We start from the raw sequence: 25889 nt of genomic DNA, 5'->3' as shown, positions 1-25889 counted from the left end.
ATGAGCACCCCCGAACCCACCGACACCGGCTTCCTCTCGGCCATCTCGCAGCAGCAGGGCGGTGTCGCCATCGAGCTCGAAGGCGTCACCAAGACCTACCCCGGGCAGAGCGTCTCCGCGGTCGAGGACTTCTCGATGCGGATCGAGCCCGGCGAGCTGGTGATGTTCGTCGGCCCCAGCGGCTGCGGCAAGACGACCACCATGAAGATGGTCAACCGCATCATCGAGCCGACCAGCGGTGTGATCCGCATCGACGGCAAGAACGTGCTGAGCCTCGACCCCGATCAGCTGCGCCGGCACATCGGCTACGTGATCCAGCAGATCGGGCTCTTCCCGCACCTGACGATCGCCGAGAACATCGCCGTCGTGCCCAAGCTCCTCGGCTGGACGAAGAAGCGGACGGCCGAGCGCGTCGACGAGCTCCTGCGCACGGTGCAGCTCGATCCGGGGCAGTTCGCGCAGCGCTACCCCAAGCAGCTCTCGGGTGGGCAGCAGCAGCGCGCCGGAGTCGCCCGGGCGCTCGCGGCCGACCCGCCGGTGATGCTGATGGACGAGCCGTTCGGCGCGACCGACCCGATCACCCGCGAGAAGCTGCAGGCGGAGTTCCTGCGGCTGCAGAGCGAGATCGGCAAGACGATCGTCTTCGTCACCCACGACTTCGACGAGGCGATCCGGCTCGGCGACAGGATCGCGGTGATGAGCGAGCGCTCGCGGATCGAGCAGTTCGACACTCCCGCGAACATCCTCGCGGCGCCCGCGAACGACTACGTCGCCTCCTTCATCGGAAGCGGAGCGGCGCTCAAGCGGCTGGCGCTCATCCCGGTCCGCAGCGCCCGCCTGGCCGGCGCCGGCCCCTCCGGCTCGCCCCGCGTCGGGCTGTCGGCGACGCTCCGCGACGCGCTGGATCTGCTGGTGCTCACCGGCGCTCCCTCGGTCGACGTGGTCGACGGGGGCGGTGCGGTGCGCGGCTCGCTCGACCACGCGGCGATCTCGGCTGTGCTGACCGGCGACGGCGACGCGCTGCCGGTCGCGGGCGCCTCCGGACGGGTGCTCTGAGATGGCCGCCACCGACACGGCCGTGCTCGCCCCCGTCGCCGCCGACCCTCTGGTGCGGAGCGGTCGTCCCGGCCGGGTGCTCCGCCGCGTCGCCGCACCCGTCGCGGTCGCGGTCGTCCTCGCCGTCACGGTGCTCTGGCTGAGCAGCATCGCGCTCGACTCGATCGAGCAGCGGACGCTGAACCCGAGCTACATCCTCGCCCGCGTCGGCGAGCACGTGCTGCTCACGGTGACCGCCTCGGCCCTCGTCGCGGTGCTCGCCATCCCGGCCGGCATCCTCGTCTACCGCGCGAAGTCGCGAGTGTTCCACGGAGTCGTCCTCGGGCTCGCGAACATCGGCCAGGCCACGCCGGCCGTCGGCGTGGTCATCCTGCTCGCGATCGTCTGGCAGACCGGCTTCACCACGGCGCTCGTCGCGCTCGTCGCCTACTCCTTCCTTCCCGTGCTGCGGAACACGCTGACCGGCCTGGAGCAGGTGGATGCCGGAGTGCGCGAGTCGGCGCGCGGCATGGGCATGACGCCGAACCAGGTGCTGCGGCGGATCGAGCTGCCGCTGGCCTCGCCGGTCATCCTCGCCGGGCTGCGCACCTCGCTCGTGTTCTGCGTGGGGGTCGCGACCATCGCGACCTTCATCAACGCCGGCGGTCTCGGCGACATGATCATCAACGGCCTGAAGCTGCAGCGCTACCCGGTGCTGCTCGTGGGCGCCGTACTGGTGGCGTGCATCGCGATCCTCATCGACTGGGCCGCCGGTCTCGTGGAGGACGCCGTCCGACCGCGCGGGCTCTGACCCGCCGCACCACCGTGCTCTCCGCTCCGTCCCGCCTTGCTCGACCTCCCTCGACTCAGCCCGCTCCGACCCGCCCACCACAGAAGGAACACTCATGAAGAAACGCACCGTCGTCATCGTCGCCGCGGCCGTCTCCGCCCTCACCGTCCTCAGCGGCTGCTCCGGCGGCGGCGGAGGCGCCGCCTCGGGAGGCGCCGGGAACGAGCTCGAGGGCCTGACCGGCCAGATCGGCTCGAAGGACTTCTCGGAGCAGTACATCCTCGCCCACATCACCACCGACCTCCTCAACGCCCACGGCGCCGACCTCGAGGCGAACACCAAGCTCGTCGGCTCGGCCAACGTCCGCCAGGCGCTCGAGAACAAGGACTTCGTCGGCTACTGGGAGTACACCGGCACCTCCTGGATCACCTACAACGGCAACACCGCGCCGATCCCCGGTGCCGAAGCCCAGTTCGACGCGGTGAAGGAGGCCGACGCCGCCAAGGGCATCGCCTGGCTCGACCCGGCGCCGCTGAACAACACCTACGCCTTCGCGATCCGCTCCTCCGAGGCGGAGAAGCTCGGCGTGAAGACGCTCAGCGACGTCGCGAAGCTGCCCGCCGACGACCAGACCTTCTGCATCGAGAGCGAGTTCTCCACGCGCGACGACGGCTGGCCCGGCCTCAAGGCGGCCTACGGACTCGACGTCCCGGACTCGAACGTCACCCTGCTCGACACCGGCGTCATCTACACCGCGACGCAGAAGGGTGACGACTGCAACTTCGGCGAGGTGTTCCAGACCGACGGCCGCATCTCGGCCCTCGACCTCACCGTGATGGAGGACGACGAGCAGTTCTTCCCCGTCTACCAGGGCGGCTTCACGCTGCAGCAGTCGGTGCTCGACGAGTACCCGGCGATCGCCGACGTGATGGCCGAGGTCTCCCCGCTGCTCACCACCGAGGAGATGCAGAAGCTGAACGCGCAGGTCGACGTCGACGGCGAGGACCCCGAGGACGTCGCGAGCGAGTGGCTCGAGGACCAGGGGCTCCTCGGATGACCGCCGCTCCGCCCGTCCTGCAGCTCGGCGAGAGCTTCGTCGGCGACGGCGTCGACGCCGCCCACATCAACACGGTCTACGGCGCCCGCTCCGGACCGGCCGGCACATCGTGGGCCACGGCGCTCGCCTCGCCCAGCGCCGGGCACGTGCCCTTCGTCGCCGTGCTGCGCCCGTCGCTGCCCGTCAAGCCGCTCACTCTCTTCGTCACCAAGGCGGCACCGGCGAGCGACGCGCACGGCCTGATGATCTGGGGACCCGCCCAGGCCGGCGTCGCCGCAGGAGTCGCGGACGCCGTCGCCGAGGGCTCGATCGATCCGTCGCTCGTCGACGAGTCGGTCGTCATCGCGGCGGTCTGGGTGAACTCCGGCGCCGCCGACGCGGACGCCGTGTACCGGAACAACCGCACGGCCACCGCCACCGCACTGCGGAACGGGGCACAGAGCCTGCCCGCGCTGGACGACGTCCTCGCGGCCCGCTCCGCTCCCGCGAATCCCTTCTACACGGCACCCGCCGCATCCTGACAGGAGAACCGATCACCATGGCCCCAGGCACCACCGGGAAACGAGGCACCACCCCGACCGTCGGCTTCGTCGGCCTCGGCAACATGGGCTCCGGCATGACCCGGAACCTGCAGCAGGCCGGCTTCCCGCTCGTCGTCACCGACATCCGGCGCGAGTCCGCTGACGAGCTGGTGGCCGGCGGCGCGATCTGGGCCGGCTCGGCCGCGGAGGTCGCGGCCGCCAGCGACCTGGTCATCACCATGCTGCCGACCCCGCGGCACGTCTCCGACGTCGTCCACGGCTCCGCCGGCATCCTCGCCGGGATCGCCGACGGCGGCACCTGGATCGACATGTCCACCTCGGTGCCGGAGGTCGCCGACCGGGTCCGTGCCGAGGAGGCGGACCGCGGACTGCGGATCCTGGACGCCCCGGTCAGCGGCATGGCCGTCGGAGCGGCGAGCGGCATGCTGCAGATCTTCGTCGGCGGCGACGCGGACGACGTCGCTCGCGTGCGGCCCGTACTCGAGGCGATGGGCGATCCGGAGCGGATCCTGCACGTCGGCGGGCACGGCACCGGCTACGCGGTGAAGCTGATGATCAACCAGCTCTGGTTCTCGCACCTGGTCGCCACCGCCGAGGTGCTCGCGATCGGGACGCGAGCGGGCGTCGACCTGGGCGTGCTGCGGGACTCGCTGATCGCGAGCCCGGCCAACAGCAGCTTCGTAGAGCGCGACGTGCTCTCGATCCTGACCGCCGGAGACTACGACGAGGGCTTCGCGATCGCCCTCGCCTGCAAGGATCTCGGCCTCTCGATCGACCTCGCCCGCTCGGTCGGCGTCCCTGCCGAGCTGAGCGGGCTGGTCGAGCAGATCTACCGCCGCGCTCGGGCCTCCTACGGCGACCGGGCCGGCGAGATGACGCCCTTCCGTCTCTACGAAGACCTCATCGGGCAGGAGCTGCGGCTGTGATCCCGGCCGAGAGCACCCCGAGTCCCGCCACGACCACCACGACCACGACCACCCAGGAGATCCGCATGACCACCGCCGCCGACGAGGCCGGGCTGCTCGCCCGAGTCCCCACGCAGCTCCTGCTCGGCTCCGGCTGGAGCGATTCCGCCGACCGCTCCGTCTTCGCGGTGCAGGACCCGGCGACGGGCCGCACGCTCGTCGAGGTCGCCGACGCCCGGCCCGAGGACGCAGTCCGTGCGCTGGACGCGGCCCACGCCGCCCAGCGCGACTGGGCCGCGACCGCACCGAGGCAGCGGGCGGAGATCCTCCGCCGCGCCTTCGAGCTGGTCACCGAGCGCACCGAGGACTTCGCGCTGCTGATGACGCTCGAGATGGGCAAGCCGCTCGCGGAGTCGCGCGGGGAGGTCGCCTACGGGGCGGAGTTCCTGCGCTGGTTCTCCGAGGAGGCCCCGCGCATCTCCGGCCGCTACGCGACGGCGCCCGACGGTGTGAACCGGCTGCTCGTGCTCAAGCGGCCCGTCGGACCGTGCCTGTTCATCACCCCGTGGAACTTCCCGCTGGCGATGGCGACGCGCAAGATCGCCCCGGCGATCGCGGCGGGCTGCACGATGATCCTCAAGCCCGCGGCGCTGACTCCGCTCACCGCGCTGCTGCTGGCCGAGGTGCTCCGCGAGGCGGGGCTGCCGGACGGCGTGCTGAGCGTGCTGCCGACCACGAGCGCCGGAGCGGTGACCGGACCGCTGCTGCGCGACCCGCGGCTGCGCAAGCTCTCCTTCACCGGCTCGACCGAGGTGGGCCGGCGCCTGATCGCCGATTCGGCGGAGCAGGTGCTCCGGGTGTCGATGGAGCTCGGCGGCAATGCGCCGTTCCTGGTCTTCGACGACGCGGACCTCGACGCCGCGGTCGCCGGGGCGGTACTGGCGAAGATGCGCAACGGCGGCGAGGCCTGCGTGGCCGCCAACCGCTTCCTGGTGCAGCGCGGCATCGCCGAGCGCTTCACCGCGGCCTTCGTCGAGCGGATGCGCGGCTTCGTCGTCGCCCGCGGCACCGAGCCCGGCTCCACCCTCGGCCCGCTGGTCGACGCCTCGACACGGGACAAGGTGGCCGGGCTGGTCGCCGGCGCGCTCGAGGACGGCGCCACCCTCGCCCTCGGTGGCCGCGCCGTCCCCGGGGCGGGCTACTTCTACGAGCCGACCGTGCTCACCGACGTGCCGGCCGACGCCCGGATCCTGGACGAGGAGATCTTCGGCCCCGTCGCTCCGCTCGTCGTCTTCGACACCGAGGAGGAGGCGGTGGCCCTCGCCAACGCCACGCCGTTCGGCCTGGTCGCCTTCGCCTTCACCCAGGACCTCGACCGCGGGCTGCGGCTGGCGGAGGAGCTGGAGACCGGGATGCTCGGGCTCAACGCCGGCGTCGTCTCGAACCCCGCGGCGCCCTTCGGCGGCGTGAAGCAGTCGGGGCTCGGCCGCGAGGGCGGTGCCGAGGGGATCGAGGAGTACCTCGAGACGCGGTACGTCGGCATCGCCGATCCGCACCGCGCCCATCCGACCTCGCCGGTCGCCGCCTGACCCCGCCCGTATCCGGAAAGGAACTCCGATGGAGATCACCGACTTCTCGACCGACTGGTTCTCGCTCGCCGGCCGCACCGCGGTGGTGACGGGGGGCAACACCGGCCTCGGCCGCGCGTTCACGCTCGCTCTCGCCACGGCCGGTGCCGACGTGCTGGTGCCCGGCCTCGCCGACGACGACGGCACCACCCGGCGCCTCGTCGAGGCGACCGGGGCGCGCTACGAGTTCCTCGAGGCCGACATCACCGCCCGCGGCACCCCCGCCCGGATCGTCGAGACCTGCGTGGAGCGCTTCGGCGCACTCGACGTCCTGGTCAACTCCGCGGGCATCTGCCTGCTCGCGGACGTGGACGACTTCGGCCGCGAGCAGTGGGACCCCATGCTCGCCGTGAACCTCACCGCCCCGTTCGAGCTCGCCCATGAGGCGTCACAGCGGATGCGCGAGCAGGGCGGCGGGAAGATCATCAACATCGCCTCGCTGTTCTCGTTCCTCGGCGGCAAGGGCTCGCCGGCCTACGCCGCCACCAAGGCCGGCATCGTCGGCTTCACCAAGGCCTACTGCGACGAGCTGGGCCGCGACGGCATCCAGGTCAACGCCCTCGCGCCGGGCTACTTCGCCACCGCGATCACCGCCGCCACGCGCGCCGACCCGGACGCGGACCGCCGGGTGCTCGAGCACATCCCCGCCGAGCGCTGGGGCGACCCCGCCGACCTGATGGGTGCGGTCGTCTTCCTCGCCTCCCGCGCCTCCGACTACGTCAACGGCCACGTCCTGGTCGTCGACGGCGGCTACCTCGTCCGCTGATGACCGCTCGCACACCTCTCTTGCCCGGCACGACCCTCCCGAAAGCGCAGGCCATGACCGCCTCCCGTTCCTCCCTCGACCGCGCCGCGATCGTCGACGCCGTCACCGCGCTGCTCGGCGCCGAATCGGTCGACACCGACCCGCGCGAGCTCGAGCTCGCCTCCGTCGACCGCTTCAAGAAGTACCAGTCGGTGCACGGCATCTTCGACGGCCCCATCCCCGCCCTGATCGCCTACCCGCGCGACGCCGAGCAGGTGGCCGCCGTGCTCCGCTTCGCGAACGAGAACCTCGTCAACGTCGTTCCGCGGACCGGCCGCACAGCGACCGAGGGCGGCCTCGAGACGGTGATCGAGGACACGATCGTGCTCGACGGCTCCCGGATGGACGCGATCCTCTCGATCGACCCGGTCGACATGATGGCGACCGTGCAGTGCGGAGTGCCGCTGCAGCGCCTCGAGGACGATCTGCGGAAGCAGGGCCTGACCACCGGGCACTCGCCGCAGTCGAAGCCGCTCGCCCAGTACGGCGGCCTGGTCGCCACGCGCTCGATCGGCCAGTTCTCGACGCTCTACGGTGCGATCGAGGACATGGTCGTCGGGCTCGAAGCCGTGTTTCCGGACGGGACGGTCGCCCGGATCAAGAACGTGCCCCGTCGTGCCGCCGGCCCGGACCTCCGCCACATCGTGATCGGCAACGAGGGCGCGCTCTGCGTGATCACCGAGGTCACGATCAAGGTGTTCCGCCATCAGCCCGAGAACAACCGCTTCTTCGGCTTCCTCGTCGACGACTTCGCCGACGGCGTCGACGCCCTGCGCGAGCTGGTCACGGCCGGCTACCGCCCGTCCGTCTGCCGTGCCTACTCCCCCGAGGACGCGAACCAGCACTTCGCGCACTTCGCCGGCGGGAAGAGCGTCGTGATCCTCGTCGCCGAGGGCCCGAAGCGGATCGCCGACGCCACCGCCGAGGCGATCGAGGAGCTGTTCGCCTCGCGCCCGCACGAGCGCGTCGAGACGGCGCTGATCGAGCGCTGGTTCGACGGCCTGAACTGGGGCCAGGACAAGATCGACGCCGAGAAGGAGACGATGCTCCGCGAGGCGCACCTCGGCTACACCACCGAGGTCTCGATCGACTGGTCCCGCGTACGCGACCTCTACGACGCGATCATGACGCGGATCCGCACCGAGTTCCCCCGCGCGGACGACCTCACCATGCTCGGAGCGCACTCGTCGCACAGCTACCAGACCGGCACGAACCTCTACTTCGTCTACGACTACGCGATCCAGGTGCCCCCGCGGGAGGAGATCGTCGAGTACCACGTCCCGCTCAACGCGATCATCGTCGAGGAGTCGCTGCGCCTGGGCGGCTCGATGGTGCACCACCACGGGATCGGCAAGTACCGCACGCCGTGGACGCAGCAGGAGCACGGATCCGCCTTCGGGATGCTGACCACGCTCAAGGCCGCCTTCGACCCGCGCGGAGTGATGAACGCGGGCACGCTGATCGCCCTCGACTCGTGAGCGACGCGGACAGGACGCGCTACGTCGTCGCGGTGGACAACGGCTCGCAGAGCACGAAGGTGCTGGTCATCGACCAGGACGGGGTGGTGCACGCCTCGGCGCAGCGCCGACTGCTCCCCTACCGGACACCCGAGCCGGGCCGCGTCGTGCATCCCGGCGACGACGTGTGGGAGTCGATCGTCGAGGCCTGCGCGGAGGCGATGGCCGCGTTCCGCGGGGACCCGGCTCAGGTCGTGGGGCTGGGATTGTGCACGATCCGGTTCTGCCGCGCGCTGCTCGACGCCGACGGGCGCCTGGCCGAGCCGATGCTGAGCTGGATGGACGAGCGCGTCTCGCGTCCGCACGTCCAGAGGCCCGGGGTCGCCTTCGTCACCACCTCCTCCGGCTACATCACCCACCGCCTCACCGGTGAGCGCCGGGATGCGGCGGCCAATCACCAGGGCGTCTGGCCGATCGACCAGCGGACGCGGCGCTGGTCCGAGGATCGCGCCGCCTACGAGGCGACCGGCATCCGGCCCGAGCAGCTGTTCGAGCTCGTCGATCCCGGCGAGCTCCTCGGGCAGGTCAGTGCGGAGGCGGCCGAGGCGCTGGGACTGCCCGCCGGACTCCCGGTGTTCGCGACCGCGAACGACAAGGCCGTCGAAGCTCTGGGCAGCGGTCTGCGCACCGACGACCAGCTGCTGCTCTCGCTCGGCACCTACATCGCCGCGATGTCGACCGGGCCGTTCGCTCCCTCCTCCGAGGCGTACTGGGTGAACTTCGGCAGCGAACCGGGCCGCTACCTCTACGAGAGCGGCGGGATCCGCCGCGGGATGTGGACGGTGAGCTGGTGGCGCGAGCTGCTGGCGGGCGGGCTGACGGACGAGGAGCTGAACGCGGGCGCAGCGCTCGTCGCTCCGGGCTCGGACGGTCTGATCGCGCTGCTCGACTGGCTGGCCCCGGACGACGCCGCGCACCGGCGCGGGGCGCTGCTCGGCTTCGACGGACGACAGGGCCGCTTCCACGTGCACCGCAGCATCCTCGAGGGCATCGCGATGACGATGCGCGGACACGTCGACCGGATGGAGCAGGCGCTCGGCCGGCGGTTCCGCGAGATCGTCATCTCCGGAGGCGGCTCCCGCTCCGACCTGATGATGAGCATCGTCGCCGACGTCTTCGACCGGCCGGCGCGCCGCGTCCAGGTGAACGACGCCGCCGGGATGGGCGCCGCGATCTGCGCACTCGTCGGCGCCGGTGTCCACGACGGTTTCGACACGGCGATCGACGCGACCGTCCGCGAGCGGGACACCTTCCCGCCGCGCTCGGAACCCGCCTCGACCTACCGGAGGCTCACCGCACGGTACGCAGGTGTCTCCGAGTTCGCCGACCCGCTCTTCCGCCACCTGCTCGACGAGGACAGGTAGAGACCCGTCCTGGGCCTCTTCTTCGACGCTGACGACATGCCCGATCTGCAGGTGGCCCTGAACGGCGACACCGACCATCCCGCCATGCCCCGCACGGCGGAGGAGATCGCCGAGGACGCCGCAGCCTGCGTCGCCGCCGGAGCGACGCTCCTGCACCTGCACGCCTTCGACGACGACGGCCAGGAGTCGCTGGCGGCCGGGCCGGTCGGGAGAATGCTGAGCGCGGTGCGCCGGACCTGCCCGGGCATCGCTCTGAACGTGACGACCTTCGCCGAGATCGTCCCCGATCCGCGGCAGCGCCTCCGGCTCATCGAGGGGTGGACGGAGCTGCCGGACCTCATCGCCGCCAACCAGGGCGAGGCGGGCATCGACGACGTGACCGCCCTGCTCGCGCGCCGCGGAGTGGGAGTGGAGGCCTGCGTCCTCGCACCGTCCGACGTCGAGAAGCTCGTGCGGGCGGGAGCGCCGTCGCGATTCGTGCGTCTCGTGATCGAGCCTCTCGAGGCCGATGCCGACGACGCCGTCGCACTCGATGCCGAGATGGAGGCGATGGTCGCGGCGGCGGGCATCACTCTGCCGCAGCTGCACCACGGCATCGGCCGCGCCTCCTGGCGGGTGAGCCGTCGCGCGATCGCGCGAGGACACAGCATCCGCACCGGGCTCGAGGACACCTCGGTGCTGGAGGACGGCACGCGGGTCTCCTCGAACGCCGAGCTGGCAGCAGCGGCAGCGGCCCTGATCGGCGCCGGCGGCTAGGACCCGAGTGGCTGGGTATCGCCGACGAGCAACGGAGCACACGACCGCACCGCGGGTCGCCCGCACCTCGTCGCGGACGGCGCCCGCGATCCGCGGATCATCGTCTCGTCACTACGCACCTCGTGCCCGGCACCGAGCGCACGCGAGCCACTCCCTCGACCACGATCGCGCTGCCGTGGCCGGTCGAGCCGTACGACATCGTCGCCGGCATCGGAATAGTGGGCGAGCGCACCCTCGAGATCGACATCGCGGTGCAGAGCGTCACCCTCACGCTGGTTCGTCGAGACGATCACGACGCTGGAGCGCTTCGACCTGGTAGCGGTCGATGTCGAGCTGCCCCGAGACCGAACGTGACTGCCATCACGGCACCGCGACTCCGCAGTCGCCCTGGTCTGGTCACCGAACCAGCGGTCCGCTCGTCGCTCGGGCGACGGCAGGGCAGGCGGGGTGAGGTTGTCGTCGGGGCGCACCGAGTCTCATCCCTCCCCCGACCGAGTCTTCGGGACGGCCCGCCGATGTCGTCGCCGTGAACGGGACGGTGCCGCCTCCGGTCCGGTGGTCGGAGGGCGGCACCGATGCACCGCGTCCGTGGCCCTACTGCACCGTGACAGTCATCTCCCGCGTCGAGGTGGAGCCGGCCACATTCGCCAACTCGGCCTGGTAGACATACCTGCCGGCGGGTTTTCCGGAGATCGTCGTGACCACCTTCTGCGCTCCCGGCGTCGCGGCCGTCAGCGTCCGGGTGTCCACGGGCGACCCGTTCTCGAACAGGGTGTAGTCGGTCCCGTTCGTGCCCCACCAGAGGTCGAACGTCACCGCGTAACCGCCGTCACCGTCCCAGTTGTCGTTCGAGAGCACGCCGATGCCGGGCGAGGCGTCCTGCACCGTCACGGTCGTCGACGACGTCGCGGTCGAGCCGAACCGGTTGCTCAGCACACCGGTATAAACGTAGGTGCCGTTCGGTCTGCCCGAGATCGGCACGACCACCTTCTGGGCGGACGGCGTCGCGGCGGTGAGGCGCTCGGTGTGCACCAGAGTCCCGTTCTCGAACAACTCGTACGTCGTGGCGTTCTGGCCCCACCACAGATTCATGTCGACGGAGTAGTTCCCGTCGCTGAGTCCCGTCTCGTGACCACTGGTGTTCGAGAGCGTGCCGATCCCGGGGGCCGCTGTCGCGGACCCGTCCGGTGCGTTCCAGCCCGCATCGGAGGCGCGGAGGGCGACGGCGCTGCCGGCCGGGACCGCGCCGCTGAGGCTCGATCCGTCGGCGCTGACGCCGCCGGCGGCATCCAGCCACTCGTCGCCGCTGCGGTACTGCAGCCGCACGTCCGACACCTCTGCCCCGGTCGCGGTGTAGGGCACCTTGACGGTGATCTCGGCGTCGGCCGAGTACTGCAGTCCGTCATCGGTGGCCTCCAGGCCCGCCGCGACCGTGGCACCGGACCCGGCGCGGATGCCGTAGGAGCCCGAGGCCAGCTGAGTGCCGGAACCGAGGTAGAGCGAGACGAAGCCCGGGGCGTTCTCGGTCGCCACACCGTACTTCCCCTGGAAGAGCACGCCGTCGGCCGGGGTGTGCTCGGCATCGTCGGCGGAGGAGAGCACGGTGTCGGTCCGTCCGTCGAGCCCACCCTCGCCGTCGCTGCTGACCTTCAGGCCGACGAAGGCGCCGTCGCTGCCGAAGTCGGCGATGTCCTGCACGGCGTTCTCACCCTCCTCGTAGGCCTCGAAGACGGAGGCGAACGGAGCGGACTCCGCGTTGTTGCCCTCCTGGCGCACGATCACCGTGGGTGTCGTGTCGGGAGCAGTGTTCACCCCTCCCGGGGTGAGGCTGCTGAGGATCGTGGTCGGCAGGCCCTCCGCCGTGTACACGGTGCGACCGTCCTGCGCGAGCATCCACATGTCCGTGACCAGATCCGGCTGATCGGCGTCGCCGTCGATCGTCCATCGAGCGCGGACATCATCGGTCACCGCCGCGGACTCGGTGTCGGTGAAGTACGTGTAGGCCGGATCGTTCGCCGTGCCGAGCGACTCCGTCGGGGTCGTGGCGATCGGCTCCCCCTCCGCGTCGAGCAGCTGCACCCCGTCGCCCAGGTTGTGCCAGAGGTAGTCGTTGTCCTCCTGGTCGGAACGAAAGACGTCGACGTAGAAGCCGGTCGTCGGCGAGGTGCGCACGAGCGCGAGCTGGCGCCGCTTCTCCGCCGCTGAGACGTCGGAGAACTGCTGCGAGGCGGAGATCGCCGAGTCGTTGGTGAACCCGCCTTTCGCAGGGGCCGGCTCCATCGCGTTCACCGTCACCGGTCCGGTGGTGTATCCGGGCACGACGGTGTTCGCGCCGGCGGGACCGCTCGAGTACGCGTAGTCGTCCGTCCAGTACGACTCGTACGACTTGGCGTTGGGGGCGATCGCCCAGCCCTTCGCGTAGATCTGCGCGGCGAGCCCGTTCGCGTTCAGGTGATCGCCCGTGACGCCGCCGTAGAGCGTCGCCATCATGCCGTCGGCCGGATCGTTGCCGTTCTTCATCGTGATGTGCTGGTGGTGCTCGGAGTACGCCGTCCGGGTGTCGTCTGCGCCGGAATCCGACGCGGCGAGGGGGGCGTTGTCGAGGATGTCCAGCCAGCCGAGGGTCGAGCGCGAGTACTGTCCCGCGTCCACGGCGTTGCGCACGACCTGCGAGACGCGCGCGGCGTTGGCGGTGTCGCCCTGCTCCTCGTAGTAGGAGTTCAGCCGTTCGAACGTCGTGTAGCTGATCGGTCCGCCGCGGCCGTCACCGAAGACGACCGTGTTGCCGCGGGCATCCAGCCACGGGATCTGCGCGAGCGCGGCCTTCTGCAGGATCGGACTGTCCGCGATGGTGTCGAACCCCGCCCGGCCCACGGGCACCGAGTAGTCGAGGAGGATGTTGACCGTCCCGAACGCGTACCCGGGGGACTCGTGCCACAGCCCCGTCACCTCGTCGTAGCCCGACAGGATGTCCGGGAGCGACTGATGGTACTGCGTCGTCTTCGAGGTGTAGAGCTTGAGGTAGTGCTCCTTCCCCTTGCCGTCAGGGTAGTAGTCGTTCGATTCGAGCGCGACGATCGCGGGCAGGATGCACCCCCAGCCGTTCACGTTCCAGTTGCCCTCGAATCCGCCGCGGACGATGCCGATGTCGATGAAGCGCTTGAGCACCTCGCTCGAGACGGCGTTGAGGTCCTTGCCGGTGTCCGCGATCCGCGGGTCCTGGTGCTCGTTGAGGTAGTCGTAGAGGAAGTCGAACACCGTGCCGGCGATCCCGCCCATCGGGTCGTGGATGACCTCGTAGTCGTAGTAGCCGCCGATGCCGCCCGGGGCGTAGCCGCCCGGGCCTCCGAGGGACTCGTCGGGGTCGAGCGCCGGGTTCATGTAGTACACGCCGAGCAGCCACTGCTGGTAGATGTCGCTGGCGAACTTCGCGTACTTCTGATCGTCGGTGACGTGGTAGAGGAACGCCGCCTTCTGCGCGAGCGTGAGGATCTCCTCGTTGTTCAGGCGCACCATGTGCCCGGTCTCGGTGTACGGGACGACGACTCCGTTCTGGTTCATCATGGAGCCGTCCTCGCTGTAGGGGATGCGGTCCTCCAGCGGGGCGTTCTTGTTGTCGTTCCAGATGCGCATGGCGGGGTAGCGCAGCGTCGGCACCGGGGCATCGCCCTCTGCTCGGTCGAATCTCTCTGCCGTGATGTAGACCTGGGTGTAGTGCTCGCCGTCCTTCCAGAACATGCCCATGCGGGACAGGATCCAGTCCGGATCCGTGACGTGTCGGTCGGCGAGCGGGTCGATCGCGGCTTCGAGGTTGGCGAGTGATTCCTGCGCCCAGCTCTCGCTTGCGATCTTCGAGAGCAGCGCCGGCTTCTCGGCGTCGGACGTGTAGGACTGCGGATGCGAGGGGGTCACCTCGTACGTTCCGCGCACCGTCACCGGGAACTCCCTCGTCCGGACGGAGTCGCCAGCGGTGATCGTCGCGGTCAGGACGGCGGTCGCATCGGTCGCGGTGCTCGGACGGGTGATGACGCCGGCCGCGGTGACGACCGCCTCATCGCTGGAGGTCCAGGTGATGCCCGAGCCGTGGCTGCCCTCCGAGGGCAGGCTCAGATCAGTGTAGAGCGGATCCTCGGCGAGCCCGTCGAGCTCGTCGTAGTCCGCGGCGACGACATCGGCGACGTCGAAGCTGGTCACGGTGAGCTTCGGCTGCTTCGTCGCATCCGGCCCGCGCGAGGAGAAGAATTCGCTCGCGTTCTGAGCGGCGGAGCGGGTGAGGTGCAGAGACAGGTCAGCCCGGTCCGCGGCGGCCTTCCGTACGGCGGCCGCGAGGTCGAAGGAATACCAGCTGCCGGCCCCGCCGACCGAGGCTCGTGTGAGCTCCGCTCTGCGGGCGGGCATCGTTGAGGAGGTGACGGAGCTGGTCCAGGTCTCCTCGATCTCGCTGACGACGATCACCGTCGACGGACCGGAGGTCTTGTAGAGGTCCAGCGTGGCGCCGGCCACGACGGAGTCCTCGGGCAGGGAGTCGAGGTCGAAACGGAGGACCGCGTCGCGACCTCCGCCGACGACGAGCTTGTCAGTGACGAAGCTGCGCGTCGCGTTCGAGCCGCCCGCCTGCACGTACTGGTCGCCGCTCGGTGCGATCGTCGTCGTCGTCCCGTGAGGTTCCGTCGGGGATTCCGCGGCCGTAGCGAGGCTCGGTACGGCAGAGAGCAGCAGCGCGGCGATCACCCCCGTCGCCAGTGTCCGCGTCGGTCTCATCGTCGATCCTCCAGCTGTGTGAACGGTCATCGAGGCGACGGTGGTTCCACACTGCCGGCGGCCATGCTCGCCGAACTGGGACGCCGTCGTCTCACCGGAATCGGGTCGACCCGACCGGCGGGGCCGACGCTAGCAGCGTGGCCTCGGACGGGCAATCGTTTTCCGCAAGAAAGGTTAGCGCGCGCATATCAAGGGATAACGGAATGCGCGCGAAGTGCCATCTGGCGGTCGACGTGGTAGGTTAGCGCGCGCTGACCGATGTCACCCGGAGCGTCGCGCCTAGCACTGCCGAGGGGAGACCGGATGAGAGCGGCGTTCGCGATGCGGGAGGGACTGCAGTTCCAGCTCTTCGCTCCGCAGGATCTCGCACGCCTCGATCGCGCTGTCGAGATCGACGTGACGCAGACCGTCACTTCGTTCGCCGGCGCCGACCTCGCTGACTGCGAGATACTCGTCACCGGATGGGGATGCCCCTCGATCGACGAGGTCGTCCTCGAGGGACTGCCGGCGCTGCGGGCGGTCGTGCACGCCGCCGGCTCGGTGAAGCACCACCTGCACCCTGCCGTCTGGGAACGAGGGATCACCGTCACCTCCGCGGTCGCCGCCAACGCTCGGCCCGTTGCCGAGATGACACTCGCGCTGGTCCTCCTGGCCGGCAAGAAGGCCGTTCCGGTCGCGCGCGAGTTCGCCCGCTCGCAGGAGTTCATCGATCTGCCGATCGCGTACCCGACCATCGGCAACTTCCGCACGCGGATCGGCATCATCGGCGCCTCCACGATCGGCCGCCTGGTCATCGAGATGCTCCGGGGCTTCGACGTCTTCGTCGACGTCTTCGACCCCTTCCTCACCCCTGACGACGCGGCGAGGCTCGGCGTCCGATCGCGGCCACTCCGCGAGCTGCTGACAGACGCCGATGTCGTCAGCGTGCATGCACCCGCGCTACCGGAGACGCATCACCTGCTCGGTGCCGCCGAGCTGGCGCTCCTGCGCGACGGAGCGACCGTCATCAACACGGCCCGCGGTTCGCTGATCGATCACGACGCGCTCCTGCCGCAGCTGCGTTCGGGGCGGCTCGACGCGATGCTGGACGTCACCGAACCGGAGCCCCTCCCCCGCGGCCACGAGCTCTTCCGCCTGCCGAACGTGCTGCTCACCCCCCACCTCGCGGGAGCCCAGGGCACCGAGCTGCTCCGCCTGGGCGCGAGCGCGACCGACGAGGTCGTCGCGCTCGCGACTGGCGGAGCCGCACGCCACCCCGTGCCGGCATCCTCGCTGAACTCCATCGCCTGAACCGGCCCACCCCGGCGCGGCCCGGGCCGGGCCGGTCACGCAGCAGGCCGGGTCGAACGGGCAGCCGCCTCCACCTGCCCGCCCGACCCGGCCCAGCCGTCCTGCGCGCCTATTCGGTGACGTCGATACCTGACGAGGTGAGGTCGTCGACGATCCACTCCTGCAGCTGGGGCGCGATGTCGGCGACCTTCATCTGCCCGTCGAGCGCCTTGCCCCAGAGATCGGCGAGCACCGTGAACGCAGCCGAGGCGTTCGGTCCGTAGGTCCAGTCGCCCTTCTGCGCCTGCACCGCATCGGTGACCGTGGGCTCCCACTCCGGTGCGTACTCACCGATGAGCTGGGTCGGCTCCGAGATGCTGATGTACGGGGCGGGGTCGGCGACGGCCGGGAACCAGGAGGTGCCGTCGATGGGGTCGGCGAGCTTGGCGACCGAGGCGTCATCGGTGGCGAGCCAGTTCGCCGCGAACGCGGCGGCGTCGGCGTTCTTCGTCTTCGAGTTGACGGCGAACGCGCGCGTGAACGACACGTTCGCTGCGTCCTCACCGGAGTAGGAGGGGTACGGGGCCGGCTCCCACTGGCCGAGTCCGGTGGTCAGGTTGGCCTGCATGCCCTTGGTCTGCCAGGTGGAGAGCTGACGCGAGGCGATCTTGCCGTCGTTGAAGTCCTGCATCAGCGCCGCGTACTCGGCGAAGGACACCTTCGAGACGATGTCGTCATCGATCATCTGCTGCAGGATGTCGGCACCCTTCGCGGTTTCGGGGCTGTCGACATCGACCGTCCAGCTGTCGCCGTCGAGGTGCCACCACTGCGCTCCGGCCTGCCAGGCCATGTAGACGTAGTTCGTGTAGTCCTCGCCCGCGAGGTTGGTGATCTTGGAACCGCGCTCCTTCAGCACCAGGCCGTCCGCGATGAAGTCGTCCCACGTTTCCGGGTACTCGGTGATCCCCGCGTCCGCGAACACCTTCGCGTTGTAGATCGAGAACTGCGGGATGCTCGAGGCCGGAACCGCGAAGACGCGACCGTCGGTCGTCACGGCGTCCCACGCGACCGGCGAGTACTTCGATTCCTCGCCCCCGATGAGATCCGTCAGCTCGAGGGCGATCCCGTCGGAGGCCAGGCTGTTAATCCCTTCTGTCTGAGTGTCGAAGATGTCGGGGCCGCCGCCGGCGGCGAAGGCGTTACGCAGGTTGGTAGCGAGGGTGCCTGCACCTGCCTGCTCCGTGAAGTTCACCGTGATGGTCGACTGGCTCTCGTTGAAGAGATCGACGGCGTTCTTCAGGTTGGGGGTCGAGCCCCACATCTCGAGAGTCACCGGGTCGCCGGTGTACTCCGTCGGCAGCGGGGTGGCTTCGTCCTGACCGGCCGTCGATCCGCCGGAACAGGCGGTGAGGGCGATCGCGAGACCGGCCGCGAGGCCCGCCGTCATCCAACGCTTCTTTGCGTTCAGCATCAGTGCTCCTTCGGTGATGTGCTGCAGGGTGCCCTCGGCGTTCGGTGATCGAACTGGGAAGACGGTTTCCATCCTGAAGGGTGCGCGCTAACATGTCAACGCGCACATCATGCGGCAGGGAGTGTTCCGGCCCTGCGAAACCGAGCGAAGGAGGTCGGCAATGGTCCCAGGTGGATGGTCGGCGACAACACTGCATCCGTGTCACCGGACGAAGGATCGCCGCGGCGCTCTCGCGCAGACGGGCGGCGCCCATGGCCATCGCTGAGTCCCCGCGCTCCGTCCGCGGGAAGCGCCCGGCCGTGACCTGGGCCAGGCTGCGCAGCGTGAAGGGCTTCCTCTTCACACTGCCGTTCGTCATCGGGTTCGTCGGCGTCTTCGTGATTCCGTTTCTCTATGCACTCGTGCAGAGTGTGCTCATCGAGCGCAAATCCGGCTCCGGTTTCGGCGGCGCGGTCACCGAGTTCGCGGGCCTCGACAACTTCGTGCGCGGTCTCGGCGACGAGGTGTTCTGGGCCGGCGTCCTGCGCGTCACCGTGTTCGCCGCGGTGCAGATCCCGATCATGCTCGTTCTCAGCCTGGTGATGGCTCTGCTGCTGGATGCGATGACCGGACGCTCCGCGCGCTTCTTCCGGCTCGGCCTGCTCATCCCGCACATGATCCCGGGCATCGTCGCCGCACTGATCTGGCTCTACCTGTACTCGCCGCGGCTGGGGCCCCTGACCGCCTTCGGGGAGAGCCTCGGGCTCAGCTGGAACTTCTTCGGCTCCGAGCTCCTCCTGCTCTCGATCGGCAACCTGCTCACCTGGGGCGCGATCGGCTTCAACATGCTGATCCTCTACTCGTCCCTGCGTGCTGTGCCGCGCGATCTCTTCGAGGCCGCGCGCATCGACGGCGCATCGGAGGCGCGCATCGCCTGGTCGATCAAGATCCCGTACGTCCGGGGCACCCTCGTGCTCACCGGGATGCTCTCGATCATCGGCATGCTGCAGATCTTCAACGAGCCCCTGGTGTTCCGCACCTCCTCCCCCGAGACGATCACCGCGAACTTCACCCCCATCATGCGGATCTTCAACGAGGCCTTCGTCTCCGGCAACTACAACTACGCCGCGGCGCTCTCGGTGATCCTCGCCCTCCTGGTCGGACTCGTCTCGGCCATCTTCTACAAGCTGACGAACAGGCCACAGGCATGACAACGACAGATCAGATCACGTCTCGGACGGCGCCGGTCGCCACCGAGCCGACCCTCCTCTCGCGCGCGAAGAGGCGTCGCGACTCCGACGACGAAGGCGCCGACCGGATCGGAGTCGGCAAGCGCCGCAAGATGCTCGTCGCCGCAGGCCTCACCCTCTTCCTGCTCTACTCCGTCGCGCCGGTCTGGTGGCTGGTGGTCAATGCGACGAAGAACCAGCGCGACCTCATCACCACGAGCGGCCTCTGGTTCGCCGACTTCAACCTGTTCGAGAACATCGAGCAGATCGTGACCTACCAGGACGGCATCTTCGTCCGCTGGACCCTGAACTCGATCCTGTACGCGGGTGTGGGCTCGTTCGCCGGGATGGTGGTGTCGCTCGCCTGCGGCTACGGCCTCGCCCGGTTCGAGTTCCGCGGCAAGAAGCTCATCCTCGGTGCCGTGATCGCGGCCTTCCTCGTGCCCTACGCGATGCTGACGCTCCCTCTCTACCTGCTGTTCTCGCAGGTCGGCCTCGTCGACACGGTCTGGTCGGTCCTCATCCCGACCGCGATCTCGCCGTTCAGCGTCTACCTCTCGAAGGTGTACGTCGAGGGCGCGATCCCTCCGGAATTGCTGGAGGCCGCTCGGATCGACGGCGCGGGTGAGTTCCGCATCTTCGTCACCATCGTCGTCCGCATGCTCGGCACCGGCGCCGCCACGGTGTTCCTGCTGGCGTTCATCGCCTCGTGGAACGGCTTCTTCCTGCCGCTGACCATGCTGCAGGGCTCGGACAAGTGGACGATGACGCTCGGGCTCTACAACTGGCTCGTGCAGAGTCAGGCCAACAATTCGTCGGGCTTCGACTACACCTCGCTCGTGATCACCGGCGCACTGCTCTCGGTCATCCCGCTCGCGGCGATCATGCTCGCGATGCAGCGGTTCTGGAAGTCCGGCGTCTCGCTCGGAGCGCTCAAGTAAGGTGCGCGAGCGGGTTCGGCGCGGCGTCGGCTAGGCCGATGCCGCGCCGACCGGGCCCGTCGACGCGCGGACGACGAGCTCGGGGTCGAGGACGACGCGCGGGGTGGAGCCCGCGCCTCCGAGCATGTCGAGCAGCGCCTGGAAGGCGCGGTAGCCCTCGCCCTCGAAGTCCTGCCGCAGACTCGTCAGAGGCGGATGGAAGTGCGCGGCTCCGTCGATGTCGTCGTAGCCGATCACGCTCACCTCGTCGGGCACGCCGATCGAGTGCTCGTCGAAGGCGTGCAGCACGCCGAGGGCCATCTGGTCGTTGCCGGTGAAGACCGCCGTGAAGTCTCGCTGCGCCGCGAGCTCGCTGCCGAGTTCGTAGCCCGAGAGCGCTGTCCACTGCCCCTGCAGCACGCGCGGCTCGACGCCGACGCGGGCGAACCCGGCACGGAAGCCGAGTTCGCGCTGCGCCGCCTCGAAGCTGTTGGCCGCCCCGCGGACGTGAATGACGCGACGATGACCCAGTGCTATCAGGTGCTCCGCGGCGATTTCGCCGCCGCGGAAGGAATCGATGACGGTCAGGCCCAGCCCGGGGGTCTCAGGGCTGGACAAGAGCATCACCGGAAGGGTCGCCCCGTGCGCGATCACCACGTCGAGCACGCGAGTGAAACCGGACAGCACGATCAGGCCGTCGATGCCCGCCGAGAGCATGTTCTCGAGCGCCGCCGCAACGGAGATCTCTGCGGCCGGCGCGTCGGGATCCACCTCGAGGTTGACGATCGTCACCGAGTAGCCGGCCTCCGTGGCCGCACGCCCGATGCCGTGCACGATGTCCTCGAAGATGCCGTTTCCCGGTCCGCGCACCGCGAGGAGACCGACCGCGTCGGACTTGTCCAGCGCGAGGGAGCGGGCTATGCGGTTCTGGCGGTAGCCGAGCTGCTTGATCGCGTCCTCGATGCGGGCGCGGGTCTCCTCCTTGACGTAGCCCTTGTCGTTCAGGAAGCGCGAGACCGTCTGGTGAGTGACGCCGGCGAGCCTGCCGACGTCATCCATGTTCGGCCTGGTCTTCGCTCGAGCCACGTCGACGCCTCCTCAAGGATCCGGTCCGACCTCCCGGCGGGAGATGTCCGGGTTCACAGTAGCCGCAGTGCTGCAGAACGCGGCCCCCGGCGCGATCGGCGGACGGATCACAGCCGGCCGTCGGGGATGCGCGCGCTAACGGACACGTCGAGCAATTGACGATGCACCCGTTCGCAGCTACTTTAAGTGCGCGCGCACATATTCTTTCGCTTCGCGCCGTCACCATCGAAGGAGTTCCCATGACCCTCGAGACCCTGCGATCGCCGGCGGGCCGCGAGGCCAGCCCCCTGGCGACCCGCGCGGACGCATCGGGAGTGCCGCTCCGGCACTTCTGGAACGTCGTCGTCGGAGCTGGTCGGGCCAACGAAGGTCTCCGCGCCGACTGGCAGGGGCAGCTGCAGGAGGTCGTCGACGTGATGGGCTTCCGGTACGTGCGCTTCCACGGCCTCTTCCACGACGACATGTTCGTCTACCGGGAGGTGGGCGGCCGCGTCGAGCCGTACTTCCAGTACGTCGATCAGCTGGTGGACCGCCTCCTCGAGATGGGCATCCGCCCGTTCGTCGAGTTCGCCTTCATGCCGACCGAGCTGGCCCGCGAGACGGGCACAGTGTTCTGGTGGGGTGCGAACGGCGCGCCGCCGACGGATTACGACAAGTGGGAGCAGCTGGTCCGCGCGACGACCGAGCACTGGGCGCAGCGCTACGGGTTGGACGAGATCCGAACGTGGTACTTCGAGGTATGGAACGAGCCGAACCTGGAGCCGTTCTTCCGTGGCACGCGGTCGGAGTACTTCGAGCTCTACCGACGCACCGTTCGCGCCGTGCGCGCCATCGACCCCGCGTTGCGCGTGGGCGGACCGGCGACGAGCAACTTCGTTCCCGATGCGCGGTTCGCCGGCGAGACCGAGGACATCTCGCTGCACACCGTCGGCCTCGATTCCGAGCAGCTCGATCGCCTGGACTGGCAGCCGGTCTGGCTCCAGGAGTTCCTGGAGTACGCCGCGGCGGAGTCGCTGCCGGTGGACTTCGTCTCCGTGCACCCCTATCCGACCGACTGGGCCCTCGACGAGCACGGCCGAGGCGCGCGACTCACCCGCGGCGTCGATGCCACCGCCACCGACCTCGCGACCGTGCGCGGGATCGTCGACGCCTCCGCGTTCCCGACGGCGGAGATCCATTTGACCGAGTGGAGCTCGAGCTCGAGCCCGCGGGACTACACGCACGACCATCTGCAGGCCGCGACTTTCATCGTGAAGACGAACCTCGACTCGATCGGAACCGTCGACTCGCTCGCCTACTGGACCTTCACGGACATCTTCGAGGAGAACGGAGGCGGACAAGAGCCCTTCCACGGCGGCTTCGGGATGCTGACGCAGCACGGCATCCCCAAGCCCAGCTATCACGCCTACCGCTTCCTGTCCTCCCTCGGCGACGAGGTGCTCACCCTCGGGTCCCACGGCGTCGTGACGCGCGACTCGGCTACGGGCCGGCTCACGGCGCTCCTGCACCACTACCCCGACGACGTGACCCAGTCGGTGCCCGCCTCGTTCGATTCGCGCGATGTCGCGGAGGCGACCCTCCGCCTGGGGAGCGTCACCATGCTCCCGTTGCGACTGGAGGGACTGGAGCCGGGCTCGCGGTTCGTGATCGAGATCGTCGACGAGGTCTCGGGCAACGCGATGCACGAGTGGCGCCGCATCGGCTCGCCGCTCAACCTCTCGAGGACGGAGGCCGCCGCCATCGACGCGTTCGCGCGCGCCACTCGCCGACTCGAGATCGAGGTCGACGCCTCCGGCGTGCTCGAGCTGTCGCTCGCGGTCGAGCCGTGGTCGATCGTGCTGGTGCAGCAGGAGTCGTGAGCGCGATCGACTTCGGTTACGTCGAATCGCGCGCTCCGGGCGCCGGCGTCCTCCCGCCGCGGACGGATGCGAGCTCCGACGCGGCACGAGTGAGCCTCGACGGCGAGTGGCGCTTCCGGTTGGCCTCCGGGCCCGCGGCCTGCACCGCTGGTTTCGAGGCACCCGGATTCGACGACGCCGACTGGGACGTCATCGCCGTGCCCGGGCACTGGCAGTTCGCGGGCCTGCCCGGTGAGCCGCGCTACGGGGGACCTGCCTACACGAACGTGCAGTACCCGTTCCCGCTGGACGCCCCGCCCGTTCCCGACGACAATCCGACCGGCGAGTACCGTCGACGGTTCGAGCTGACGGATCACCCCGGCCGCGTGCTGCTGCGTTTCGACGGGGTCGACTCGGCGTTCGCCGTCTTCGTCAACGGTATCCGGATCGGGGACGCCCAGGGCAGCAGGCTGCGGCACGAGTTCGACATCTCTGACGCCGTCGCCGCCGGCTCCAACGTGATCGCCGTGCGCGTGCACCAGTTCTCGGCGGGCAGCTACCTCGAGGACCAGGACATGTGGTGGCTCTCCGGTCTCTTCCGCAGCGTCTCGGTGGAACTGCGTCCGATCGGCGGGATCGAGGATCACACGATCGTCGCGGACGTCGACCCCGAGACCGGTCGTGGATCGCTGACGATCTCGACGCGCTCCGACGCCACCTTCTCCCTCCCTGAGCTCGGTCTTCACGACCGCCCCGTCGGCACGCCCGTCGACGACCTCGTGATCGAACCGTGGAGCGCGGAGAGCCCGCGTCTGTACCGAGGCGAGCTGAGCACCACGACCGAGTCCATCGCGCTCACGATCGGCTTCCGCCGCGTCGCCGTCGAGGACGGACTGATCAGCGTGAACGGCCGGCCGCTTTTCTTCCGCGGTGTCAACCGGCACGAGTGGAACCCTCACTCCGGCCGCGCCCTGACCGAGGAGGATCACCTCGCCGACATCCTGCTGATGAAGCAGGCGAACATCAACGCGGTCCGCACCAGCCACTACCCGCCCTCGACCCGCTTCCTGGAACTCTGCGACGAGCACGGACTCTGGGTCATCGACGAGTGCGACGTCGAGACCCACGGCTACTACGACCTCGGCTGGGCCGGCAATCCCATCGACGATCCGGCCTGGACTCCGACGCTGCTGGACAGGATCACCCGCACCGTGGTGCGCGACCGCGCGCACCCGTCAGTGATCATGTGGTCCCTCGGCAACGAGGCCGGCTCGGGGCTGAGCATCGGGCTGATGGCGGCGCGCGCGCGGGAGATCGACCCGACGCGCCTGATCCACTACGAGGGCGATCCCGACAGCGCCTCGGTGGACGCCTGGACGCCGATGTACCCGACCGTCGAGCAGGTCGAGCGCATGGGCCGCGGCGAGGAGCCGCCGGCATCGACGCCCGAACACGACGAGCGGCGGCGCACCCTGCCGGTGTTCCTCTGCGAGTACGCGCACGCGATGGGTACCGGGCCGGGGGGTCTTGAGGAGTACGACCGCGCCTTCGAGGGGTCCCGCCGGCTGCAGGGCGGTTTCGTCTGGCACTTCATCGATCAGGCCATCGAGCGGAGGACCCCGGACGGCTCCGGGACCTTCTGGGCCTACGGCGGCGACTTCGGCGAGGCGCACCACGACGGCAACTACGTCGCCGACGGGCTGGTGTTCGCCGATCGCACGCCGCAGCCCGCGCTGGCCACGGTGGCCGCGGTCTTCTCTCCGCTCCGAGTGAGCCGCAATGCCGAGGGCTCCCTCGTGATCCGCAGTCGCTACGACTCGATCCCGACTCCTGCGGCGACCATCCGCCTTCGCGCGCAGACCGACGGCGAGCAGTCGGCGACCCTCGACCTCCCCCTCCCGCGGATCGCGCCCGGCGAGACAGCCGTCCTCGGCCTACCCTCCGGCTTCGGCCCCGAGGCGGAGGCCGCGAGCGACGGCCGCGCCTGGCTCCTGGTCGACATCCGTCTCGACGAGGCGACCAGCTGGGCTCCGGCCGGACACCGGATCGCGGCCTGCGCCCTGCCGCTCGGCCCCGCGCCGGCGCCGAGCACTCCCCCGGTCTCGAAGAGATCGACCGGACCGACCGGATCGCTCGAGACCGCGCCGAACGGACCGGTCCGCTTCGGCTCTGCCCGGGTCGAGCTCTGGCGCGCGCCCACCGACAACGATCGCGGCTTTCTGGGTTCCGGCGTCGTGCGGGAATGGCGCGAACTCGCCCTCGACCGGCTGGCACACCGCACCGAGACCATCACGACCGACAGCGGCGAGGTCACACGGGACACGGCGATCGGCACCGGACGCAGCAGTGGATACCGGGCGGACTTCGGCGTGAGCGGGACGGAGTCGGACACGTGCCTCCGCATCGACTTCGAGCCCCTCGGCCCCTGGAGCGTCGGGCCTCCCGTCCAGGACGAGGTCGTCGCGGTCCCGCCGCCGCTGGTCGGCGTGCGGATCCCCGTCGACCCGCAGATCCGGCACGTCGACTGGCTCGGCCTGGGGCCTGGGGAGTCGTACGCCGACACCGCAGCCGCCGCCCGGTTCGGACGCTACGCATCCGACGTCGACCAGCTCGTAGTGCCGAACGTGCGCCCGCAGGAGAGCGGTCGCCGCGGCGGCTGCGTGATGCTGCAGCTCATCCGCGAGGACGGCACCGGCGTGCGCATGGACTTCGACGCGCCCGTCGGCTTCACACTCGGGCGGTGGACACCGGCCGAGCTCGACGCCGCCGCCCACCCGTTCGAGCTGCCCCCGTCCGATCTCCTCTGGCTGACCGTGGATGCGTTCCACCACGGCATCGGTTCCAACTCCGGCGGCCCGGGGGTCCTGCCTTCGTACCGCGCCACGGCACGGTCCGCCACGATGTCCTTCACAATCCGTCGGCTGGGTTGACCGGTGA

Annotated in this window: 18 protein-coding genes; 15 read left to right on the top strand and 3 right to left on the bottom strand. The window is 69.8% G+C overall.

From position 1 onward, the window contains the following. From EDF45_RS12200 to EDF45_RS12155, 10 genes are all read left to right on the top strand, one after another. Window positions 1–1056 carry an ABC transporter ATP-binding protein gene (locus EDF45_RS12200; RefSeq protein ID WP_123736492.1) on the top strand — a complete coding sequence of 352 codons (1056 nt, stop codon included), beginning with the start codon at window positions 1–3 and terminating at the stop codon, window positions 1054–1056. 1 nt (window position 1057) lies between these two features. After that, on the top strand, window positions 1058–1846 hold the full coding sequence (locus EDF45_RS12195; RefSeq protein WP_123736493.1) for an ABC transporter permease: 789 nt from the start codon (window positions 1058–1060) through the stop codon (window positions 1844–1846). Window positions 1847–1940: 94 nt separating this feature from the next. Continuing rightward, window positions 1941–2882, top strand: coding sequence for a glycine betaine ABC transporter substrate-binding protein (locus EDF45_RS12190; RefSeq protein ID WP_123736494.1), 942 nt, complete (start codon window positions 1941–1943; stop codon window positions 2880–2882). Further along, the gene (gene fae, locus EDF45_RS12185; protein WP_123736495.1) at window positions 2879–3403 is read left to right on the top strand and encodes a formaldehyde-activating enzyme; all 525 of its coding nucleotides are present in this window, start codon (window positions 2879–2881) and stop codon (window positions 3401–3403) included. The genes EDF45_RS12190 and fae overlap by 4 nt, the downstream gene beginning before the upstream one ends. Window positions 3404–3420: 17 nt before the next feature. Beyond that, window positions 3421–4350: an NAD(P)-dependent oxidoreductase gene (locus tag EDF45_RS12180; protein WP_123736496.1), complete on the top strand. Its 930-nt coding sequence runs from the start codon at window positions 3421–3423 to the stop codon at window positions 4348–4350. A gap of 65 nt (window positions 4351–4415) precedes the next feature. Continuing rightward, window positions 4416–5918 (top strand): NAD-dependent succinate-semialdehyde dehydrogenase, encoded by a 1503-nt coding sequence (locus tag EDF45_RS12175; RefSeq protein WP_123736575.1) that lies wholly within the window; start codon window positions 4416–4418, stop codon window positions 5916–5918. A 28-nt stretch (window positions 5919–5946) separates the two neighbouring features. Continuing rightward, a complete protein-coding gene (locus tag EDF45_RS12170; protein WP_123736497.1) occupies window positions 5947–6723 on the top strand; it encodes an SDR family oxidoreductase in 777 nt (258 codons plus the stop codon). A 53-nt stretch (window positions 6724–6776) separates the two neighbouring features. Beyond that, window positions 6777–8240, top strand: coding sequence for an FAD-binding oxidoreductase (locus EDF45_RS12165; RefSeq protein ID WP_123736498.1), 1464 nt, complete (start codon window positions 6777–6779; stop codon window positions 8238–8240). After that, window positions 8237–9643, top strand: coding sequence for an FGGY-family carbohydrate kinase (locus EDF45_RS12160; protein ID WP_123736499.1), 1407 nt, complete (start codon window positions 8237–8239; stop codon window positions 9641–9643). The genes EDF45_RS12165 and EDF45_RS12160 overlap by 4 nt, the downstream gene beginning before the upstream one ends. Before the next feature lie 36 nt (window positions 9644–9679). After that, entirely contained in the window at window positions 9680–10399 is a 720-nt protein-coding gene (locus tag EDF45_RS12155) for a 3-keto-5-aminohexanoate cleavage protein (protein ID WP_123736500.1), read from the top strand. Between the two features lie 594 nt (window positions 10400–10993). Here the strand turns inward: EDF45_RS12155 and EDF45_RS12150 are convergent. After that, window positions 10994–15160: an immunoglobulin-like domain-containing protein gene (locus EDF45_RS12150; RefSeq protein ID WP_185020167.1), complete on the bottom strand. Its 4167-nt coding sequence runs from the start codon at window positions 15158–15160 to the stop codon at window positions 10994–10996. A gap of 303 nt (window positions 15161–15463) precedes the next feature. Between EDF45_RS12150 and EDF45_RS12145 the strand changes: the two genes are divergently transcribed. Beyond that, a complete protein-coding gene (locus EDF45_RS12145) occupies window positions 15464–16450 on the top strand; it encodes a hydroxyacid dehydrogenase (RefSeq protein ID WP_123736502.1) in 987 nt (328 codons plus the stop codon). 109 nt (window positions 16451–16559) lie between these two features. Here EDF45_RS12145 and EDF45_RS12140 read toward each other — a convergent pair whose 3' ends face one another. Further along, window positions 16560–17876, bottom strand: coding sequence for an ABC transporter substrate-binding protein (locus EDF45_RS12140; protein WP_123736503.1), 1317 nt, complete (start codon window positions 17874–17876; stop codon window positions 16560–16562). A 275-nt stretch (window positions 17877–18151) separates the two neighbouring features. On the opposite strand from EDF45_RS12140, the gene EDF45_RS12135 reads away from it, so the two are divergent. Together EDF45_RS12135 and EDF45_RS12130 are read left to right on the top strand one after the other, a co-directional pair. After that, window positions 18152–19090 (top strand): carbohydrate ABC transporter permease, encoded by a 939-nt coding sequence (locus EDF45_RS12135; protein WP_123736504.1) that lies wholly within the window; start codon window positions 18152–18154, stop codon window positions 19088–19090. Further along, window positions 19087–20049 carry a carbohydrate ABC transporter permease gene (locus tag EDF45_RS12130; protein WP_185020166.1) on the top strand — a complete coding sequence of 321 codons (963 nt, stop codon included), beginning with the start codon at window positions 19087–19089 and terminating at the stop codon, window positions 20047–20049. Before EDF45_RS12135 ends, EDF45_RS12130 begins: the two co-directional genes overlap by 4 nt. A 30-nt stretch (window positions 20050–20079) precedes the next feature. Here EDF45_RS12130 and EDF45_RS12125 read toward each other — a convergent pair whose 3' ends face one another. Then, window positions 20080–21087, bottom strand: coding sequence for a LacI family DNA-binding transcriptional regulator (locus tag EDF45_RS12125; RefSeq protein ID WP_123736505.1), 1008 nt, complete (start codon window positions 21085–21087; stop codon window positions 20080–20082). Window positions 21088–21353: 266 nt separating this feature from the next. Between EDF45_RS12125 and EDF45_RS12120 the strand changes: the two genes are divergently transcribed. Together EDF45_RS12120 and EDF45_RS12115 are read left to right on the top strand one after the other, a co-directional pair. Continuing rightward, on the top strand, window positions 21354–22973 hold the full coding sequence (locus EDF45_RS12120) for a GH39 family glycosyl hydrolase (protein ID WP_123736506.1): 1620 nt from the start codon (window positions 21354–21356) through the stop codon (window positions 22971–22973). Further along, window positions 22970–25882, top strand: a complete 2913-nt coding sequence (locus EDF45_RS12115) for a glycoside hydrolase family 2 TIM barrel-domain containing protein (RefSeq protein ID WP_123736507.1) — start codon at window positions 22970–22972, stop codon at window positions 25880–25882. The genes EDF45_RS12120 and EDF45_RS12115 overlap by 4 nt, the downstream gene beginning before the upstream one ends. The last annotated feature ends 7 nt before the right edge of the window (window positions 25883–25889 follow it).

Origin of the sequence: Rathayibacter sp. PhB186 (assembly GCF_003751825.1) — a bacterium.
Lineage (GTDB): Bacteria > Actinomycetota > Actinomycetes > Actinomycetales > Microbacteriaceae > Rathayibacter > Rathayibacter festucae.
This window is presented reverse-complemented; position numbering and strand designations above follow the sequence as displayed.